This is a genomic window from Variovorax sp. LjRoot84, assembly GCF_964254305.1.
GTDB lineage: Bacteria > Pseudomonadota > Gammaproteobacteria > Burkholderiales > Burkholderiaceae_C > Variovorax.
The window spans coordinates 3461542-3480271 of record NZ_CAXUTE020000001.1; the positions used below are offsets into that span (position 1 = coordinate 3461542).

At 66.1% G+C, this 18730-nt stretch carries 15 protein-coding genes; 8 read left to right on the plus strand and 7 right to left on the minus strand.

The window, feature by feature from the left end:
- Positions 1 to 17: 17 nt before the first annotated feature.
- The 5 genes from ACSQ9I_RS17325 to ltrA form a co-directional block, all read right to left on the minus strand.
- Positions 18 to 827, minus strand: coding sequence for an oxidoreductase (locus tag ACSQ9I_RS17325; RefSeq protein ID WP_436295629.1), 810 nt, complete (start codon positions 825 to 827; stop codon positions 18 to 20).
- A 39-nt stretch (positions 828 to 866) separates the two neighbouring features.
- Entirely contained in the window at positions 867 to 3944 is a 3078-nt protein-coding gene (locus tag ACSQ9I_RS17330) for an efflux RND transporter permease subunit (protein WP_436295628.1), read from the minus strand.
- A complete protein-coding gene (locus tag ACSQ9I_RS17335) occupies positions 3941 to 5056 on the minus strand; it encodes an efflux RND transporter periplasmic adaptor subunit (RefSeq protein WP_436313882.1) in 1116 nt (371 codons plus the stop codon). The genes ACSQ9I_RS17330 and ACSQ9I_RS17335 overlap by 4 nt, the downstream gene beginning before the upstream one ends.
- A gap of 84 nt (positions 5057 to 5140) precedes the next feature.
- Positions 5141 to 5758 carry a TetR/AcrR family transcriptional regulator gene (locus tag ACSQ9I_RS17340; RefSeq protein ID WP_436313883.1) on the minus strand — a complete coding sequence of 206 codons (618 nt, stop codon included), beginning with the start codon at positions 5756 to 5758 and terminating at the stop codon, positions 5141 to 5143.
- A gap of 111 nt (positions 5759 to 5869) precedes the next feature.
- Positions 5870 to 7240, minus strand: coding sequence for a group II intron reverse transcriptase/maturase (gene ltrA / locus ACSQ9I_RS17345; RefSeq protein ID WP_436313884.1), 1371 nt, complete (start codon positions 7238 to 7240; stop codon positions 5870 to 5872).
- A 694-nt stretch (positions 7241 to 7934) separates the two neighbouring features.
- Between ltrA and ACSQ9I_RS17350 the strand changes: the two genes are divergently transcribed.
- On the plus strand, positions 7935 to 9398 hold the full coding sequence (locus ACSQ9I_RS17350; RefSeq protein ID WP_436296293.1) for an efflux transporter outer membrane subunit: 1464 nt from the start codon (positions 7935 to 7937) through the stop codon (positions 9396 to 9398).
- A gap of 336 nt (positions 9399 to 9734) precedes the next feature.
- On the opposite strand, the gene ACSQ9I_RS17355 is transcribed toward ACSQ9I_RS17350, so the two are convergent.
- Together ACSQ9I_RS17355 and ACSQ9I_RS17360 are read right to left on the minus strand one after the other, a co-directional pair.
- Positions 9735 to 10244 carry a MarR family winged helix-turn-helix transcriptional regulator gene (locus tag ACSQ9I_RS17355; protein WP_436296294.1) on the minus strand — a complete coding sequence of 170 codons (510 nt, stop codon included), beginning with the start codon at positions 10242 to 10244 and terminating at the stop codon, positions 9735 to 9737.
- Between the two features lie 12 nt (positions 10245 to 10256).
- A complete protein-coding gene (locus ACSQ9I_RS17360) occupies positions 10257 to 10847 on the minus strand; it encodes a TetR/AcrR family transcriptional regulator (protein ID WP_436295623.1) in 591 nt (196 codons plus the stop codon).
- A gap of 208 nt (positions 10848 to 11055) precedes the next feature.
- On the opposite strand from ACSQ9I_RS17360, the gene ACSQ9I_RS17365 reads away from it, so the two are divergent.
- Genes ACSQ9I_RS17365 through ACSQ9I_RS17395 form a run of 7 tightly spaced genes read left to right on the plus strand, consistent with a single transcriptional unit; the run spans position 11056 to position 18726 of the window.
- Complete coding sequence (locus ACSQ9I_RS17365; protein ID WP_436295622.1) at positions 11056 to 11928, plus strand: branched-chain amino acid ABC transporter permease; 873 nt, start codon at positions 11056 to 11058, stop codon at positions 11926 to 11928.
- 4 nt (positions 11929 to 11932) lie between these two features.
- Positions 11933 to 13006, plus strand: a complete 1074-nt coding sequence (locus ACSQ9I_RS17370) for a branched-chain amino acid ABC transporter permease (protein WP_436313885.1) — start codon at positions 11933 to 11935, stop codon at positions 13004 to 13006.
- Positions 13003 to 13767 carry an ABC transporter ATP-binding protein gene (locus tag ACSQ9I_RS17375; RefSeq protein WP_436296295.1) on the plus strand — a complete coding sequence of 255 codons (765 nt, stop codon included), beginning with the start codon at positions 13003 to 13005 and terminating at the stop codon, positions 13765 to 13767. Before ACSQ9I_RS17370 ends, ACSQ9I_RS17375 begins: the two co-directional genes overlap by 4 nt.
- A complete protein-coding gene (locus ACSQ9I_RS17380; RefSeq protein ID WP_436295997.1) occupies positions 13768 to 14550 on the plus strand; it encodes an ABC transporter ATP-binding protein in 783 nt (260 codons plus the stop codon). It begins immediately after the preceding gene.
- A 13-nt stretch (positions 14551 to 14563) separates the two neighbouring features.
- On the plus strand, positions 14564 to 15760 hold the full coding sequence (locus ACSQ9I_RS17385; protein ID WP_436295998.1) for an ABC transporter substrate-binding protein: 1197 nt from the start codon (positions 14564 to 14566) through the stop codon (positions 15758 to 15760).
- A gap of 5 nt (positions 15761 to 15765) precedes the next feature.
- Positions 15766 to 17538, plus strand: a complete 1773-nt coding sequence (locus ACSQ9I_RS17390) for an AMP-dependent synthetase/ligase (protein WP_436313886.1) — start codon at positions 15766 to 15768, stop codon at positions 17536 to 17538.
- 3 nt (positions 17539 to 17541) lie between these two features.
- Positions 17542 to 18726 carry an acetyl-CoA C-acyltransferase gene (locus ACSQ9I_RS17395; protein WP_436292843.1) on the plus strand — a complete coding sequence of 395 codons (1185 nt, stop codon included), beginning with the start codon at positions 17542 to 17544 and terminating at the stop codon, positions 18724 to 18726.
- Positions 18727 to 18730 lie beyond the last annotated feature (4 nt).

An 18730-nucleotide genomic window follows, 5' to 3' on the forward strand; every position in this document is an offset into this window, starting at 1 on the left:
TGCGGCAGGGCAACTGCTCAGGAAGAGACGAGTCCGAGTTTTTTTCTCAGGCTCGCATCCACCGGTCCCGCTGGCAAGAAGCGGCGCAATTTCGTCAGGAGAGACGCCTCCCCTGGCGGCGTGCAACGCATGCGCCATGGGCCGAGCGCCGCCTCGACGATGGTGCCCGCCACGCCGTGCGGCTCGGGCGCACTGCTCACGCTGTCGGCCACGGAGAGCGCCACCAGGTCGCGTTCGCGGTCATAGCCCGATATCCGAGCCTTGACACGAGGCGCGCTGGTATCGAGGTTGGTCCGGGTGAAGGCTGGCTGCACCAGCGTTGCGCGAATGCCGAACTGGCGCACCTCGTGATCCAGCGACTCCGACAGCCCTTCCACCGCGTGCTTGGTGGCCGAATACAGGCCCATGTACGGGGCCGGAAGCACACCAAGCACAGAGCTGACGTTGACGATTCGCCCGCGGCGTTGCGCACGCATGTACGGGAGCACGGCGCGCGTGGTGCGAAGCATGCCGAAAACGTTGGTGTCGAACAGGGCCGCGGCCTCGGCCGTCGCGGTTTCCTCGACCGCGCCGATCATCATCATTCCCGCATTGTTGACCAGCACGTCGATGCGCGTGGCACGGTCGATGACGGATTCGATGCCCGTCTGAACCGAGCCTTCATCCCGGACGTCCATCTCGACGATCTCGACACCGGGCAGCTTGGGCGCGTTGCGCAGGTCGCGCACGGTGCCGAACACCCGGCAGCATCGCGCCACGAACATTTCCGCAACGACGCGTCCGATGCCCGAGGACACGCCCGTCACGACAACAACTGATGAAGACATGGCAGTTCCTTCGATCTCAATGAATGGTAGTGAGGCGCATCAGTGCGCGGGCTGGGTAGCATTGCCGGGTTTGATCCTGAACCAGATCGAATACATCGCCGGCAGGAACACCAGCGTCAGGATCGTCCCAGCAAACGTACCGCCGATCAGCGTGTACGCCAATGCGCCCCAGAACACCGAATGGGTCAGTGGAATGAACGCGAGGATCGCCGCAAGCGCGGTCAGGATCACAGGCCGGGCACGCTGCACGGTCGCCTCGACGACCGCATGAAACGGGTCGAGCCCCTCCTGCTGGTTGTGGTGGATCTGCCCGAGCAGGATCAGCGTGTTGCGCATCAGGATGCCCGATAGCGCGATGAGTCCCACAAGCGCGTTGATGCCGAAGGGCTGCTGGAACAGCAGCAAGGTCGGCACCACGCCGATCAGCCCGAGCGGGCTCGTGAGGAACACCATGACCATCGCGGAGATCGAGCGCACCTGGAAGATGATGATGAGGAGCGTGATCGCCAGCATGATCGGGAACAGCGGCAGCATCGCCTGCGTCGCCTTCTCCGATTCCTCGATGGAGCCGGCCTGAACGATGTGGTAGCCGGCGGGCAGCTTCTGCATCAGGGGCTGCAGCTTCGCGGTGATCGCGGTCGACACGTCGGGGGGCTGCAGCCCCTCGGCGATGTCGCCCTGCACCGTGATCGTGGGCATGCGGTCGCGCCGCCGAATGACCGGTTCTTCCATGCGCACCTCGACCTCGCCGACCTGCGACAGCGGAATGCGCTGGCCTCCGGCACCGGCGAGCGTGAAGTCCACGAGCTTCGCGGGATCGAGCCGGGTGCTGCCGGCCGAACGGGCCACCACCTGCACGGTGCGGATGTCCTCGCGCACGGTAGTCACCGGCACGCCGCTCAAGAGGAATTGCAGTTGCTGCGCCACGGCGCTGGAGGTCAGCCCGACGGCCTGCAGGCGGTCCTGTTTCAGGGTGAAGTGCAGCGTGGGCGTGCGGGTGCCCCAGTCGGTGTTGACGGTGCGCATCATCGGACTGGCATCCATCACCTGTCGCACCTCGGCCGCGATCTTGCGCAGCTCGTTCGCATCGGGTCCGGTGACACGGTAGGCAACAGGGAACGGCGAGTACGGCCCGAACACGAGCTGGGTCACGCGCACCCGCGCCTCGGGCGCGAGGCCATCGGCAATGGCATGGCGCAACCGGTGCTTCAGGGCCTCGCGCTCCTCCTGGCTGGCCGTGCGCACCACGATCTTGGCGAATGACGGATCGGGCAGTTCGGGCCCCATCGCGAAGTAGAAGCGGGGCGCGCCCTGTCCGATGTAGGACGTGACGATCTGGGCCTCCGACTGCGTGGAGAGCCAGGCCTCGACCTTCGCCGTAGCGTCGCTGGTCTGCGTGATCGAGGTGCCGTAGGGCATCTGCACTTCGACCAGGACTTCAGGGCGGTCGGAGATCGGAAAGAACTGCTTCTTGACCACGCCCATGCCGAGGATCGACACCACAAAGAGGCCAACGACCGCCCCCGCCACCAGCCACTTGCGCGCGATGACGCGCGCCAGCACGCCACGCAGCCGGTTGTAGCGCGGCGTGTCGTAGATCGCGGCATGGCCGCCTTCGATCTTCTTGAAGTTCGGCAGCAGCTTGACGCCCAGGTAGGGCGTGAACACCACGGCGACCACCCACGATGCGATCAGCGCGATGCCGACGATCCAGAACATGTTGCTGGTGTACTCGCCCGCTGTCGATGGCGCGAAGCCATTGGGCATGAAGCCCACCGCGGTGACCAGCGTGCCCGAGAGCATCGGCGCTGCCGTGTGGCTCCAGGCATAGGCGGATGCGGCCACATGGCTATAGCCTTCCTCGATCTTCACGACCATCATCTCGATGGCGATGATGGCGTCGTCCACCAGCAAGCCGAGCGCGAGGATCAGCGAGCCGAGCGTGATGCGGTCGAAGTTCTTGCCAGTCGCGGCCATCACCACGAAGACCACCGCCAGCGTCAGCGGTACTGCGGCTGCAACCACAAGCCCCGCGCGCCAGCCCATGCTCAGGAAGCTCACCAGCATGACGACCAGCAAGGCCGCAAAGAACTTGACCATGAACTCGTCGACCGACGCGCTGATGTTCACCGACTGGTCCGTGACCTTGGTCAGGCTCAGGCCCAGGGGCAGCTCGGCATTGATGGCACGGGCTTCCACGTCCAGGGCCTTGCCCAGGTCGAGCCCGTTCCAGCCTTCCCGCATGACCACGCCGATCAGCAAGGCAGGCTCGCCGCCGTTGCGGATCATGAAGGTGGCCGGATCTTCGTAGCCGCGCTTGACCGTGGCCACATCCGACAGCTTCAACGTGCGGCCCTGCGCAACCAAGGGCGTGTCGCGGATCTTCTGCAGGGTGTCGAATGCGCCGTCCAGCCGAATGAACACCTGCGGGCCCCTGGTTTCCACGGACCCGGCAGGACTCAGCGCGTTCTGGCTGTTGAGCGCGGCGAACACGTCTTGCGGCCCGATGCCCAAGGTTGCCAGCCGGTCGTGCGCGAACTCGACGTAGATGCGCTCCGACTGCTCGCCGGCGATGTTCACCTTCTTCACCCCCGGCACGTGCAGCAGCCGCTGGCGCAGCGTCTCGGCGTCGCGCACCAGCACGCGCTGCGGTTCTCCCTTGGCCTTCAGCGCGAACAAGGCGAAGGTGACGTCCGCGTACTCGTCGTTGATCATCGGCCCGATCACGCCGGCCGGCAGGTTGCCCGCTTCGTCGCCGAGCTTCTTGCGCGCCTGATAGAACTGTTCCTGCACCTGTGCCGGCGGCGTGCTGTCGAGCAGCGTCAGGGTCGTGAACGCCAGCCCGGGCCGCGTGTAGGTCTCCGTGCGGTCGTAGTAGCGCAATTCCTGCAGGCGCTTCTCGAGCTTTTCTGCGACCTGGTCCTGCATCTCCTGCGCCGTGGCGCCGGGCCAGGCGGTGATGACCGTCATCACCTTGACGGTGAAGGCGGGATCTTCCGCGCGGCCGAGCTTGAAGAACGCGACCAGCCCCGCCAGCGAGATCAGGCCAATGAGGAACAGCGTGATAGATCGCTCGCGTACGGCCAGCGCCGACAGATTGAAGCGGCCTTCGCTCATGGGCGGGCTCCACCCGCCGCGGGTGTCGCGGCCGAGGTCGCGACACGCACCTTCTCGCCTTCGCGCAGCAGGTGCGCGCCGAGCGCGACAACCTGGTCCCCCTGCTTGAGTTGACCGGCCACCAGGGCACGCTCGCCGTCCAGGCGCTCGACGGCCACCGGCTGCCAGCGCACGGTTGATGGGTCGCCACCGATGACCCAGACGCCCGTCGCCTTTCCTGTATCGAACAGGGCGCTGATGGGCACCTGGACGCCACCTGCCTGCGCTGGTTTGCCGTCCGCGATGTCAACTGTCACCGTCGCACCCAAGGGTGCGTTGGCGAGCGCGCCGTCAAGCACGTAGCGCGCCTCGAAGGTGCGCGTGAGCTTGTCGGCCGCATCGGAGAGTTGCCTGAGCTCGACGGGCACGGCAACACCTTCCCTGCCGAACAGCGTGGCCTGCCCGCCGGAGCCGACGACCGGGCGCAGCGTTTCGGGCAACTGGACCACGGCCTCCCTGCGCCCGGCCTGCGCCACGCGGACCACCGGCTGCCCGGCGTTGACGACCTGGCCAGGCTCGGCCAGCGTCTCGAGAACGGTGCCGTCCGCATCGGCAGTGAGTTCCGAATAGCGATTCGAATTGCGCGCGACCTCCGATTGCGCTTCGGCCGCACCGAGTTGGGCCTGGGCGGCATCCGCCGCCGCCTTGGCCTGGTCGTACGCCGAAGCGGAAATGGCGCCGGTGCCGCGCAGATCGCGGTAGCGCGCTTCTTCGTCGCCGGCCTGCTTCGCACGCGCCCGTGCGGCGCTGACGGCCTCCTGCTGCGCACGTGCCGCCAGCCTCAGGTCGACCGGGTCGATACGCATGAGCAATTGCCCGCGCTTGACCGTCTGGCCTGCGTCGACCAAGCGCTCCAGAACCTTTCCGGGGACGCGGAAGCCCAGGTCGCTCTGAACCCGCGCGGCGACGGTGCCGGTGAACGAGCGCGATGCCGCCGCGGCTGTCTGGACGGTGGCGGCGCGCACCAGCGGCGTCTGGGTGCGCGGATCGGGCGGCGTCTTGTCGTCGCAGGCGACCAGCGCGAACGGCAAGGCGCAGACGAAGGCGGAGGTGAGGAAGCGGCGCGAGTGCATGAGGGGCCCATTGACGAATCGATCAGGGCCCCGATTCTGATAATAGTGACCATTTTAGTCAATAGTCACATAGAAATTATTTGCCTATGGCGACAAACTGCGAAGCACCAGACCCGACAACTGGGCCGGCGCCTGCTCCGTGTGATCGGCGCTGAGCCGCAGGATCAGGGGGTTGATGTAGGGGTGCATGACCAGGTAGATTGCCGCCGCCGTCTCGTCGATCGGTGTTTTGCGCTCGAAGTCGCCGGACTCCCGCCCTTGCTTCAGCAGTTCGAGAAGCAGCTGCCGGATGCACTCTTCGTGAGCAATGGCCGACGGCCAGCGCTCGCTGGCCGCCGAGATGGCGATCTCATAGAGCTTGCGGTCCTGGAAGAACAGCCGAAGACCCGAATCGACGATGGCCTTGAACATGCGGCGCAGCTTCTCCGGCGGGCGGTCGACCCCGTCGACCGCCGCACGGATGCCCAACTGGATCTCGCGCAGGCAGTTCGAGCAGATCATTTCGCCGATCGCCTGCTTGGACTCGAAGAACTTGTAGATGTATGCCTTGGAGAAGCCGATGGCCTTGGCAAGGTCGGAAACCGTGGTCTTCTCGTACCCGTACTGGCTGAAGTGCTCGGTGGCTGCGACGACGATCTGCGCGCGCACGTCGTGATCGGCCGGCCCCCGCGCGACAGGCGGAGAAGAAGTTGCGTTGTTCATTGGTAGACGTTGGCTCTTATGGATGTTGAATCGAAGAGCCAACGCCCCCGTTCAAACCGTGCATGCGGATTTCCCGCACACGGCTTACCGGTGGACTGTCGGCTCGCAGCATTACGCGACCCCCTTGTTGTGCAAGAGGGAATGCGCCGGGTAGCGGATGGTTCCGCGCAGGCGATACAGACCGAGTGCTTCGAAGTATTCACGCGAGTAGCCGGGAGCTTCGCCAGGACGCAGGTTGCGCCCTTTGCGCGCGACGCGCAGCTTGCGCAGCCGGCGCACCACGAAGGAGTCCAGCGCGCCGAACTGCCGCGCGGCGTTGCCGCTTTGGAAGTACTGACCCCAACCGCGCAGCACCGGGTTGAGCTCAGCGATGACGCTTCGCACATCCTGATGACAGCGCCCCCGAGGCGTTATCTGCCGCACGCGTTCGCGGATGCGGTTCATGGCTCGCCCGCTGGGCCCGCGATGCAGGTAGTACCTGCGCAGGCCCTGGTTCTGCCAGATTCGCCCGCTCATGCGCTTGTGCAGATGGCAGCCCAGGAAGTCGAAGCCTTCCTTGCCCTGCGTCAGCTCCACCACGCGCGTCTTGCCCGGATGCAGTTCAAGCCCCAGCCGCTGCATGATGTGGCCAATGCGCTCGCGGGCTTCTTCGCAGTCCGCGCCATTGCGGCACATGATCACGAAGTCATCCGCATAGCGCACCAGCGTGCCCAGATGGGCACACCGTTTCGTCCACACCTGGTCCAGTACGTGCAGGTAGATGTTGGCCAGCAACGGCGAGATCACCCCGCCTTGCGGCGTTCCGGCCGCCGCGCTGCGCACGGCGCCTTCTTCCAACACCCCCGCCTGCAACCACTGGCGCAGCAGCTTGAGCATGCGCCCATCCGACACGCGCCGCTCCACCAGCTTCATCAGCTTGCCGTGATCGATGCTGCCGAAGTAGTCGCGGATGTCGGCCTCCAGCACCCACTGGCCGCCTCGGGCTCCGAGTTTCCTCAGCTCCTCCAGGGCCTGCGTGGCACTGCGCCTGGGCCTGAACCCGTATGAGCAGGACAGGAAGTCCGCCTCGTACACGGGTTCGAGCACCAGCTTGGCCGCCATTTGCACTACCCGATCTCGCACCGTGGGGATTCCCAACGGCCTCGCGCTTCCATCGGCTTTCGGTATGTATGTGCGCCGCACGGCTTGCGCACGATAGTCGCCCGCCCTCAGCGTCGCCGCAATTTCGCCCAGGAAGCGATCAACCCCGTACTGCTGGATTTGATCGATGCTCTGGCGGTCCACTCCGGCTGCGCCTCGGTTGGCCTTCACTCGCCTCCACGCCTCCTGCAGGATGTCATCCCTGCAAATCTGGCCGTACAACGCGTGGAAACGCCTACCCGGTGCCCGCTTGGCTGCGGCCCAGAGCTGTCTTTGCAGTTGTCGCACTTTGGCGTGGGGCTCTCGCCCCACGGGGTCTTTAGGTCCGGTCAGGCCGGCCATTCCCTCGCGCTTACCCGCATCCCCAGCATGTCCACCGCAGGGACCCTTCCCTCCAGCCGCGTTATGCCGCGCGGCCTTCGTCGGTGCAGCTTGCGCCCCACCGTGCAGTACTACGATCCCCTCGGACTGCCGCTGCGCACGTCTCGATTTCGCCTTGGGCTTATACGAGCGCGCTTGCCCCGACCCGGGCCGCGCAGACGGCTCTCTCGTGTTCCGCTCCTGTCCTTGCACACGTGCTGCTCCCCATACCCCGCCGCAGTCTTGCGCACCGTTCGGTTCAAGCGCGCCCGATGTTGCCTTCGCCGCGACATGATCGGCTCGGCCTGCGGGTTGTAACTCTGTCGAGGCTGCAGGCTTCACTTCATGTTGCGGCCCGCGTGCTTGCTCCCCGCTGAACAGCTCAAGCTGCTTCACGGGCTTTTGACACCCCGCTCGGGCGGCCGGGTCTCCCCGCTCCACCTGGGGTCTGCTACCCGGCGCACCGACGCTTACCGGGACGGGACTTGCACCCGTTGGACAGGCGCAGCAAGCAAAGTCGGTCCCTTCCCCCTTCGGAGTCAGTTCGTTCTTCGCGTCACGACGCACCATGCCGAGAGCTTACCGCCCGGACAAACAAACGACAACAAGTGACCAACTTGAATTATAGTCACACGCTTCTTTCTGCTTTTCCTGTCCGTCGTCCTGGAGCAATCCCATGTCCCAACGTACTCTTGCCTTGCCCCTGCTGTTCAGCCTTCTTGCAGGCTGCGCTGTCGGGCCTGACTATGTCCGGCCTGCCCCGACCTTGCCGGACCGATTTATCGGCGAGGCAGCCCTCGACCGGCGATCCGCCACCGCCAACGCCGAGCTGGTGGCGTGGTGGACCGGCTTCGGCGATGCGCAACTGGCCCGCTATGTCGAACACGCGCTGAAACAGAATCTTGATCTTGCGCAGGCATCCGCCCGCATGGCACAGGCACGGGCCGGACTCGGTGCAGCGAACGCTGCGTTGCTGCCCTCGGGCAATCTCGGCGGACAAGCCGCCAGGGCCTACCAGTCGGTGGAGACGCCGCTGGGCCAGGTCCTGAACTCGCAGCCAGGTTTCGATCGCTACGGCAACGCTTACGAAGCGAACCTCGGTGCAAGCTGGGAGCTGGACATCTTCGGCGGGCTGCGCCGGGGACGCGAGGCTGCTCTGGCCGACTACCAGGCATCGGAGGCTGGTGCGGCCGCCACGCGCCTGGCCGTGGCCGCGCAAACCGCCGACATCTACATCGCCCTGCGCGGCCTGCAAACCCGCCTCGACATTGCACGCCGGCAAGTCGGCACGCAGCAGGACCTGCTGTCGAAGATCGGCCTGCTCTACGGCAAGGGGCTGGCCACCGAGCTCCAGCTGCACCAGGCCGAGGGCACGCTGGCGCAGGTTCGTGCGTCCGTGCCGGCGCTCGAGGCGGGCGAGGCTGCGGCCATGAACGCGCTCGACGTGATGCTGGGTGCGGCGCCGGGCGCGCACCGCGCCGAACTGGCGACGGCCGTGGCCATTCCCGCCGCCCCGCGCATCAGCGCCGCCGGTTCGCCCGCCGAATTGCTGCGGCGTCGGCCCGACCTGATCGCCGCCGAGCGGCGCCTTGCGGCATCGAACGCCCGCATTGGCGTGGCTGTGGCCGAGTACTACCCGAAGCTGTCGCTTGGAGGAACGATCGGTAGCGCCACGTCGGTGGCCAGCGGCAACTTGTTCACGGGGGGCGCGAACCAGGCCGCGGCGCTGCTCGGCCTGCGCTGGCGGCTGTTCGACTTCGGGCGCATCGATGCGCAGATCGAACTGGCCAAGGGGCAGGACGCGGAGTTGCTCGCGGCCTACCGGCTTGCCGCGCTACGCGCGACTGAAGACGTGGAGAACGCGTTCTCCGCCCTGGTCAAGCGTGAAGAACAAGCCGCCCTGCTCGCGCAGGGAGAGGCCTCTCTCGGCCGTGCACGAGGGGCATCGTTTGCGGCTTATCAGCGAGGTGTCGTCAGCCTGATCGAAGTCCTGCAGGCCGACGAGAGCATGCTGCGCGTGGCCGATGCAAGAGCGCAAGCGCAAACGGAATCGGCGCGCGCGGCGGTCAGTGCATTCAAGGCACTGGGCGGCGGCTGGCAGGCCGAGGCCGTCAGAGCGGCGGCAATCGGGTCGCATTGAGATTCCGGATACGACCCAGCGCAGTTCTTCCCACCACGCGATCTATCGACTTCCCACTTCACGCGGGCGAAAGTCCACACCGTCAATGCGGCGCCGGCAATGGTGCGGCCAGCCACGACCAGGAAGGCAGACTCAAGACTGAGCCTCCCAGCGAACACGAGGGCCACCGCGGACAGCGCGCATACGCAACGGAAGCCACCCACAGCGAGCGGCCAGCCGACACGCCGCGCCCCCTGCCCCACGAAATAAAGCGACTACGCGATGGCAGTGAAGCCAAACGCCGCTCCCATCACCCTCAGGTAATGGCCGCCAACGGCCGATACGTTTTGACGTCATTCATTCCGCTGCTGACATGCTTATCAAGCATTCCCCTATGAGCGCATGCAATGCGCTGACATTTCGGCTCCCAATCAATTGATGCACTTTGGCCTGGGCAACGCTCCAGTGAGGCATGCCCTCGGCACACTTGCTACGGCCTGCAGTGGTGATGCGCACGCTGCGAGTGCGTCCGTCAACGCCCGGTCCAAGATCCACCCAACCTGTCGAGATGAGAGGCTTGAGAGTGCGTGTCAGCGTTGATGGAGAGAGCGACATTGTCTCGGCCAAGTCACAGGGGCGCACGGGCCCATGTGCCAGGACCTCCATCAACAGCCGGTACTGCGTAATTCTGAGGCCGACCTTGCTTAGTTCCGCGTCATAGTGCTGCCTGACCAGGCGAGCGAGCTGATGCGCCTTGGTGTCGGTGCAGGATGACCGCTGGAGCCTAGCGGCAGCAACCGCGCGTGCCTGCGGTGCAGAGAACGTTTGCATCAGCGCACGTGCAGGAGTGACGCGCCGGGGCAACATCAGCTTCGGCTGTCAGGATACCTTGGAGGGCTTCGCGGGAAGCTGGTCCAGTGCATGAGTCTGGTCGATGAAGCGGCGGCTGGAGGCTAGGATTTCCTTGCGGGTGCGCTCCGATTCAACCGCGCGAGACAGTACCAGTGCGCCCACGCACTGGGCAATCAGCGCCCATGCCGCATCCGGGTCGCCGATGCGCGAGCTCCAGCTCTTCTGCAAGCGCTTCAGCCCCTCCTCGACGGCCGCACGCACTTCGGGCCCCGCCCTTGCGATTTCCGGTCCCAGTGCCGGCAAGACGCACCCGGTTTCCGGGTGCAGGGCGTGATACGAACTCAGGTAGCTGCGCAACCGCTTCGCGACGTGGTCGGGCGGCGAGTCCCGGTCCCCGGCCAGCATCTCGGCGCTGTTCGAGATTTCGTGTTCGACGAGTTCGGCAAACAGCGCTTCCTTGGACGCGAAATGGCCGTAGAAAGCGCCGCCGGTCAGGCCGATTCCCGCCATCAGGTCATCGATTCCAGTGGTCTCGAAACCGCCCTTTTTGGCAATGGCACGGGCATTCGCGAGCAGCTTCTTGCGAGTTTCCTCTTTGTGGGTTGACGGATAGCGCATGCATGCACCTCGGCAGTTCGTAGAACCCGATCATAGCATTTCGACCGTTTGTTAAACGGATTCATTTTCATAAACAAAGTCTGGCGATACCCGAGGGTTTCCCCCTGCTGAGAACCCCAGCCGCCATGTTGACGCTGCCCTCGTTGCAAACCTATAGTTCACCACCGTTTAACAAACGATCGTTATTTAAAGCCAAGCGGATGATCCGATGACCCAACTGAACCAGCTGATCGTGCAAGGCATCTCCAGCGGTGCAATCTACGGACTCGTCGCACTCGGCCTCGTCCTCAGCTACAAAGCGACCGAGGTCCTCAACTTCGCGCAAGGCGACGTGGTGATGCTCTCCGCCTTCCTCGGTTGGGGTCTCGTCGTCGCGGCGGGCCTGCCGTTCTGGCTCAGCTTCGTCGCCGTGCTGTGCATCTCGGCCGCGCTTTGCTTCCTGCTGGAGGCGAAGATCATGCGCAGGATCGTCGGGCGCCCCCAGTTCTCGGGCGTCATGCTCACCATCGGGATCGGCTTTATGATCCGCGGCGGCGTCAGCATGTTCTTCGGGCCGCAGTCGCGCAGCTATCCCACGCCGTGGACAGGGCAATCCATGCAGATCGGCGGCAGCGTGGTGGCCGAGCTCAACCTGGTGATCGTCGGCGCCGCAATGGGCGTCACGGCGCTCCTCTATTACTTTCTGCGCCGCACCACGCTCGGCATTGCGATCCACGCGACTTCGCAGAACCAGCTGGCCGCATATCTCTGCGGGGTGCGCGTGAAGCGCCTGAATTCGCTGGTCTGGGCGATCTCCGGCGCGATCGCCGCGCTGTGCGGGCTGCTGCTCGCTCCCATCACGCTGGTCGACCTGGGCTTGTGGTTCGTCATGCTCAAGGCACTGGCGGCCTTGGTTCTCGGCGGCTTCGGCAGCGCGCCGGGCGCCATCATCGGCGGCCTCCTCATCGGCCTCATCGAACAGTTCGCCGGCGTCTACCTGCCCGACGGCGTCAAGGACGTGGCGCCTTACCTGGTGCTCATCGCGGTTCTCATCCTGTATCCGCGCGGGATCCTGGGCGAAAGCCACGGCCGGAGGGTCTGACACCATGGCACGCTACGAAACGGGATTCGACGAGGGGCGGCGGCTGCTGCGCGGCAAGCCCGAGCGGTTTGCGTACGGCCTGCTCGTGTTGGGCCTGGTCGCCGCACCATGGGTGCTGCCGGCCTATCACATCGGCGAGGCGACGTTTATCCTCATCATGTGCGTGGCCAGCCTCGGCCTCATGATGCTCACGGGCTTCACCGGGCAGGTTTCGCTCGGCCAGTCCGCGTTCGTCGGCATCGGCGCGTACATCCACACCATCCTGCTGACCCAGGGTGTGCCGTTGCCCCTGTCGCTCCTCCTGACCACCGCGGGCGCGGCGCTTGGCGGCTTGCTCGTCGGCATGCCGGCCATTCGCGTGTCGGGGCTGCACCTGGCCATGGTCACCATGGCGTTTGCCATCGTGTCCGAGCATGTCCTCGGCAGGTGGAAGAGCGTCACCGGGGGCCACAGCGGGATGGCGGTGCCGGACCCGACCCTTTTCGGGCTCAGCCTCGGCGGTCCGCGCGCCTTCTACTTCCTTTGCCTGGTGGTGCTGGCGGTGGTCTTGCTCCTGCTGGTCAACCTGATGCGGTCCGCCACCGGTCGCGCCTTCATCGGCATCCGCGACTCCGAGGCTGCGGCGCAGGGCCTGGGCATCGACGTCGCCCGCACCAAGGTGCTTGCCTTCAGCCTTTCGGCGGCGTGCTCGGGACTCGCCGGTTCATTGCTCGCGCACCAGATGCAACACATCACGCCAGAAGCGTTCGGCCTGGCGCTGTCGCTGCAGCTCGTGTTGATGGTGTTCATCGGCGGATTGGGCAGCCTGCGGGGGGCCATCCTCGGCGCGATCCTGATCGGCCTCTTGCCCTCGTTCATCTCCTCGCTGAAGGAGGCGCTGCCCGCCAGGCTGGGCGCGCAGTTCGGGCTGGAGCTTTTCGTCTACGGCGCCGTGCTGACCTTCTTCGTCCTGCTCGAGCCGGGCGGCCTCAACGCCCGCTGGGTTCGCATCCGCAAGGTCCTGGGCGAATTCCCGTGGGTGCGCAAGAGCCGCGTTCACCAGACCAAGGTCTACATGAAATCGGAGCGCTACCGATGAGCGCCGCATTCTTCGAGGTCGAGCGATTGAGCCTGTCCTTCGGCGGCGTCAAGGCCGTGCGCGACGTGAGCTTCTCGGTGCGCCCGGGAGAGATCCTCGCAGTGATCGGTCCGAACGGCGCGGGCAAGACATCGCTGCTGAACCTCATCACGCGCGTATTCGACGCCAGCAGCGGCAGGATCCGCTTCAACGGGAACGATATCGCGCGTCTGGCACGGCACGACGTGGTCCGGCAAGGCATCGCGCGCACCTTCCAGAACATCGAGCTGTTCGAGGGCGCGACGGTGCTGGAGAACCTGCTGCTCGGCCGCCATCGTGCGAACCACGGCAGCTTCTTTTCGCAGATGTTCAACCTGCCGTCCGTGCAGCGCGCAGAAGCCCTCTCGCGCGAACGCGTCGAAGACGTCGTGCGGCTGCTCGATCTCGCCGCGTTCCGGCATCGGCCGGTGGCGGAACTGCCCTACGGCGTGCGCAAGGTCGTCGAGCTCGGTCGCGCCCTTGCAGCGGAGCCTCGATTGCTGCTGCTCGACGAGCCGGCGTCCGGGTTGAACCCAGAGGAGACGCGAAGGCTCGCTTACTGGCTGGAAGACATCCAGGCCGAACTGGGCGTCACGGTGGTCATGGTGGAGCACGACATGTCGCTGGTCGCAGCGGTCGCCAATCGGGTGGTGGTGATGGACCAGGGACAGGTCCTGACCGATGGCACGCCTGCGCAGGTGCAAGCCGACCCGCGTGTGATCGCGGCCTACCTGGGGACTTGAATGAGCACGCTGCTGTCCGTCCGCAATCTCGAGACATGGTATGGCCCGGTGCGTGCGCTGCACGGCGTGAGCCTCGAAGTGCATGCCGCGCAGATCGTCACCGTCCTGGGCGCCAACGGCGCCGGCAAGACGACGCTGCTCAACACCATTGCCGGCGTGCTCGCGCCTTCCAACGGAACCGTCGAGTTCGAGGGCCGGCCCATCGACGGCAAGGATGCCGATGAAGTCGCTCGCGGCGGCGTGGTGCTGGTGCCCGAAGGCCGCCAGATATTCCCGTTCCTCACCATTGCGGAAAACCTGCGCATGGGTGCGTTCGCAAGACGGGATGCGGAGATCGCGCGCGACATGGAGCAGATGTACGACTGGTTTCCGCGCCTGCGCGAGCGCCAGCGCCAGCATGCGGGCCTGCTTTCCGGTGGCGAGCAGCAGATGCTGGCGATCAGCCGCGCGCTGATGGGACGGCCGCGCCTGCTCCTGCTCGACGAGCCTTCGCTGGGCCTCTCGCCGCTGTTCACCAAGGACATCTTCGCCATCATCAAGCGCATCCGCGAGAAGACCCGGACCGCCGTGCTGGTGGTCGAGCAGAACGCGGCAATCGCGCTGGCCACGGCCGACCACGGCTATGTCGTCGAACTGGGGCGCGTGGCTGCAGCTGGCAGTTGCGAGGCCCTCTCCCAGCGCGAAGACATCAAGGAGTTTTACCTGGGTGGCGCATCGCACCACCTGCCGCAAGGTGTCGCTGGCGGGATCCGGCCGGCGCGGCGACGCCCTTCCTGGAACTGAGAAAAGGACTGTCATGACACTCAATCGCCGAACCCTCCTGAAGACAAGCCTTGCAGCCGCGGCGCCGGGCGCCCTGTGGACCACATCCGCGCGCGCAGCAGGTGTCGGCGACAAGGAACTGGTCCTGGGCACCCATCTCGACCTTTCCGGACCGGTGGCAATCGGCATGCCCGTGATCCGCAACGGCATCCAGATGCGCATCGACGAGGCCAACGAGGCCGGCGGCATCAACGGCCGCAAGCTCCGGCTGGTCATCGAGGACAACGCAAGTCAGCCGTCGCAAGCGGTGCGGGCCGTGGACAAACTGATCCGCAAGGACGAGGTCTTCGCCCTGCTCTGCCCCTTCGGCTCCGGGCCGAACGTTGCCACGGTCAAAAAGGCGGTGGATGCCGGTGTGATCTGTTTCGCGCCGTATGCAGCTTCAGGCCTCGTGCGCCAGGCGGCCGGCCAGACGCCTCTGCTTTTCACGACCAACCTGAACTACGACAGCACGACTTCGTCCGCTGTGAAGTGGGCCACCGGCAACCTGGGCAGCAAGAAGGTCGGTTTCATCTACCAGGAAGGCCCCTTCGGCGACCTGGTTGGCAAGGGTGTGAAGGCGGCGCTTGCAGCCAAGGGCATGCCGCTCGCCGCCGAGGCCAGCTACAAGGTCGGCGATCTCGACTTCTCCTCGCACGTCGCGCGCATGCAGGCCGCGGGTGTGGACCTCATCGTCTGCGCAACCACCACGCGCGAAACCATCGCCGTGGCGGCCGAAGTGAAGAAGCTCGGCTTGACCGGCGTCAACGTGCTGACCGCCAGCCCGGGCCGCGCCGGCCTCACCGTCGCCCTCGGCAAGGACGCGATGGAAGGCGTGTACGGCGTCGGCACCTGGCGCATCGCGACACCCGACCAGGCCACCTCCGCAGAGAAGTCGTGGGCCGAGGCTTACCGGAAGCGTTTCAAGGCCGAGCCGGACGACGTGGCCGCTGCCTTCTACGACTACACCAGCTGGTTCCTGCAGGAAGTGCGCAATGCGGGCCGCGACTTGACGACCGACAAGCTGGTGAAGGCGCTGCAGGCGTCCAGCTTCAAGGGCGTGGCGTCGTACGACACGCAGCGCTTCGCCAACAACCACATCGACCCGGAATGGACCCGGGTCGAGCAGGTCGTGCAGGGCCGCTGGACGGCGCGGTCCAGCGTGGTCGACCCGGCCAAGAGCGCCCTGTGATCCACGTGTCGGCATCCCTGGCCGCGGACGAGACGCGCATCGCGACCCTGCCCCAGTTGTGGCGGCGCCGATGCGCCGAATGGGGCGATCGCCCCGCGCTGCGGCACAAGGAGCGCGGCATCTGGCAGGGCTTGAACTGGGCCGGCTATTTCAGCGAGGCGCGGGCCATCGGGCTCGCGATGGCCGATGCCGGGCTGCAGGCCGGCGAGGTGGTCTCGGTCCTCTCGGACAATCGGCCCCGGTGGTTCATCGTGGATATGGCGTCGCAGGCCATGGGCTACGTGTCCCACGGCATGTACCCTTGCAGCACGGCCGCGCAAGTCGGGCATGCGCTCGTCGAAGCCGGGTCGCGGGTGGTCTTCGTCGAGAACGCCGACCAGCTGGTGAAGGTGCTAGCGGTACGCGACACCTGTCCCGATCTGCGCCACATCGTGGTCCTCGATACACGCGGGCTCTCGCGCTTCACGGACCCCCAAGTCAGTTCCTACGACGAATGGCTTGCGCGCGGCGCGCAAGCCGCGGCCAGAGAACCGGCGCTGTTCGACAACCGCATCGACGCCGGCACCGGGGAACAGATTGCATTCCTCGCGGCCACGGCGGGCAGCACCGGCCCGGCGCGGCTGGTGGCGCGGCGACAGCACGACTTCCTGCGGGAAGTGCGCGCCATGAGTCATTGGCTGCAGCTGCGTCCGGGCGATCGGGCACTGTCGATCATGTCGCTGGCGCACTACGGCGAACGCATGCTGGCCCAGAAGGCCATGCTCATGCACGAAACCTTGCTCCACTTGCCGGAGAACGGGTCCACGGTGTTCAACGACATGGGCGAGGTCGAGCCGCACCTCCTGTTCGCAGCCCCGCGCTTCTTCGAGAAGCTGCAAGGAACGACCGAGCTGTTCATGCAGGAAGCCGTGCCTGTTGCCCGGACCGCATACGCCTCGTGCCTCGCGGCGCGCCGGCCCGGCTGGCTGCAGCGCAGGACGCGGGAGCGCATACGGTCCGCCCTGGGTTTGCGGAACGTGCGGGTCGCCCTGGCGAGCGGAGCCTCCAGTCCCGCGCATGTCGCCGACTGGTTCGACGCCATCGGCGTTCCCATGCTCGACTGCTACGGCATGGCCGAGGCCGGCTTCTGCAGGATAGTTCCTGCCGGCCGCTCGATGGAGACTGCATCCGCGCCATTCGAGACAGGCACCCAGCTGAAGCTGGCGCCCGATGGAGAAGTGCTGGTGCGCGGTGCGATCCCGCGCCCGGGCTACTGGGTACGCGGAACGCTGAGCGCGGCCGCGACTTTTGCGAACGGCTGGCTGCGCACCGGCGACCTCGGGCGTGTCGACGAACACGGCCGCGTTCACCTGCTCGGCCGCGTGCGCGCGCGGGCCATCGGAACACGGGGCGAAACCATCAGCCCGGAGATAGCGGAAGACGCATTCCGGCTCAGTGCCTACATCGCCGATGCGATCGTCGTCCCGGCGGAAGGCGGGCATTCGGCGGCGCTGCTCTCCCTCGACGAGGACCGGATCAGGAAGTATGCGCAGCAGCAGCGGCTGCCCTTCACCGACTACGCCAGCCTGCTCGGCCTGCCGGAAATCACCGCACTCATCGCGGCGCAAGTGGAGATCGCGAACGGCCGCCTGCCCGAGAACCATCGCGTGCGCACCATTCGCGTCATCCCGCGTTCGCTGCATCAAGGCGATGAAGAACTCACACCCGCGCTGCGCCTGAACCGCGGGGTGGTGGCGAGCCGCTACGCCAACCTTTTTACCGAACCACTTGGAGTCTGAACCATGAGAGAAGCCGTCATCGTTTCCACTGCACGCACCGGCATCGGCCGCGCATTCCGCGGCGCGTTGAACAACATCAAGTCGCCCACCCTGATGGGCCACGCGATTCATCACGCCGTCCAGCGGGCGGGCATCAATCCCGGAGAAGTGGAGGATGTCGCCATCGGCAGCGCGATGGCCGCCGGCACCGCGGGCATGAACATCGGGCGTCTCGCGGCGCTTGCGGCGGGATTGCCGCAGTCGGTGCCGGGACAGACCATGGACCGGCAATGCGCCTCCGGACTGATGGCCATCGCGACGGCGGCCAAGCAGATCATCGTCGACGGCATGGACGTGACCGTGGGCGGGGGCCAGGAGAACATTTCCGCAGTCCAAAACCCGTTCGTCAAGTGGGTGGGTGAAGATGCCGACCCCCAGCTCGTTGCGCGCGTGCAGCACGCCTACATCCCGATGCTGAACACGGCCGAGATCGTGGCGAAGAAGTACGGCATCTCGCGCGAGGCGCAGGATGCGTATTCGGCCGAAGCGCAACGCCGCACTGCCCTGGCGCAGGAGCGCCACCTGTTCGATGACGAGATCGTGCCGATCACGGCGAGCATGGCCGTGGCCGACAAGCAGACGGGCGCGATCAGCTACCGTGACGTCACCCTCGACCGCGACGAGGGCAACCGTCCCGATACCACGCTCGAGGGCCTTTCCCAGCTCAAGCCAGTCATCGAAGGCGGCGTCATCACCGCGGGCAATTCCAGCCAGCTGTCGGATGGCGCATCGGCCTGCGTGCTGGTGGAGCGGGCGGTCGCCGAGCGTCGCGGGCTCAAGGCGCTGGGCACGTACCGCGGCATCGCGGTCGCCGGCCTCGCGCCCGAGGAAATGGGCATCGGCCCGGTCCTGGCGGTGCCCAAGCTGCTGAAGACCCACGGGCTCAAGGTGAGCGACATCGGCCTGTGGGAATTGAACGAGGCCTTCGCCTGCCAGGTGCTGTACTCGCGCGACCGCCTGGGCATCGATCCCGAAAAGCTGAACGTCAACGGCGGCGGCATCACGATCGGACACCCCTACGGCATGACCGGCTCGCGGCTGGTGGGGCATGCGCTCATCGAGGGCAAGCGGCGCGGCGCGCGCTTCGTCGTCGTGACGATGTGCATCGGCGGCGGAATGGGTGCCGCGGGCCTTTTCGAAGTGGCCTGACGCA

What these genes read in the sequence shown, in the direction of transcription:
- ltrA (WP_436313884.1), bottom strand. Translation starts at nt 7,240, where the DNA reads ATGGCCGGCCTGACCGGACCTAAAGACCCCGTGGGGCGAGAGCCCCAC.
- ACSQ9I_RS17325 (WP_436295629.1), bottom strand. Translation starts at nt 827, where the DNA reads ATGTCTTCATCAGTTGTTGTCGTGACGGGCGTGTCCTCGGGCATCGGA.
- ACSQ9I_RS17370 (WP_436313885.1), top strand. Translation starts at nt 11,933, where the DNA reads ATGGCACGCTACGAAACGGGATTCGACGAGGGGCGGCGGCTGCTGCGC.
- ACSQ9I_RS17330 (WP_436295628.1), bottom strand. Translation starts at nt 3,944, where the DNA reads ATGAGCGAAGGCCGCTTCAATCTGTCGGCGCTGGCCGTACGCGAGCGA.
- ACSQ9I_RS17385 (WP_436295998.1), top strand. Translation starts at nt 14,564, where the DNA reads ATGACACTCAATCGCCGAACCCTCCTGAAGACAAGCCTTGCAGCCGCG.
- ACSQ9I_RS17375 (WP_436296295.1), top strand. Translation starts at nt 13,003, where the DNA reads ATGAGCGCCGCATTCTTCGAGGTCGAGCGATTGAGCCTGTCCTTCGGC.
- ACSQ9I_RS17360 (WP_436295623.1), bottom strand. Translation starts at nt 10,847, where the DNA reads ATGCGCTATCCGTCAACCCACAAAGAGGAAACTCGCAAGAAGCTGCTC.
- ACSQ9I_RS17355 (WP_436296294.1), bottom strand. Translation starts at nt 10,244, where the DNA reads ATGTTGCCCCGGCGCGTCACTCCTGCACGTGCGCTGATGCAAACGTTC.
- ACSQ9I_RS17335 (WP_436313882.1), bottom strand. Translation starts at nt 5,056, where the DNA reads ATGCACTCGCGCCGCTTCCTCACCTCCGCCTTCGTCTGCGCCTTGCCG.
- ACSQ9I_RS17340 (WP_436313883.1), bottom strand. Translation starts at nt 5,758, where the DNA reads ATGAACAACGCAACTTCTTCTCCGCCTGTCGCGCGGGGGCCGGCCGAT.
- ACSQ9I_RS17350 (WP_436296293.1), top strand. Translation starts at nt 7,935, where the DNA reads ATGTCCCAACGTACTCTTGCCTTGCCCCTGCTGTTCAGCCTTCTTGCA.
- ACSQ9I_RS17395 (WP_436292843.1), top strand. Translation starts at nt 17,542, where the DNA reads ATGAGAGAAGCCGTCATCGTTTCCACTGCACGCACCGGCATCGGCCGC.
- ACSQ9I_RS17365 (WP_436295622.1), top strand. Translation starts at nt 11,056, where the DNA reads ATGACCCAACTGAACCAGCTGATCGTGCAAGGCATCTCCAGCGGTGCA.
- ACSQ9I_RS17380 (WP_436295997.1), top strand. Translation starts at nt 13,768, where the DNA reads ATGAGCACGCTGCTGTCCGTCCGCAATCTCGAGACATGGTATGGCCCG.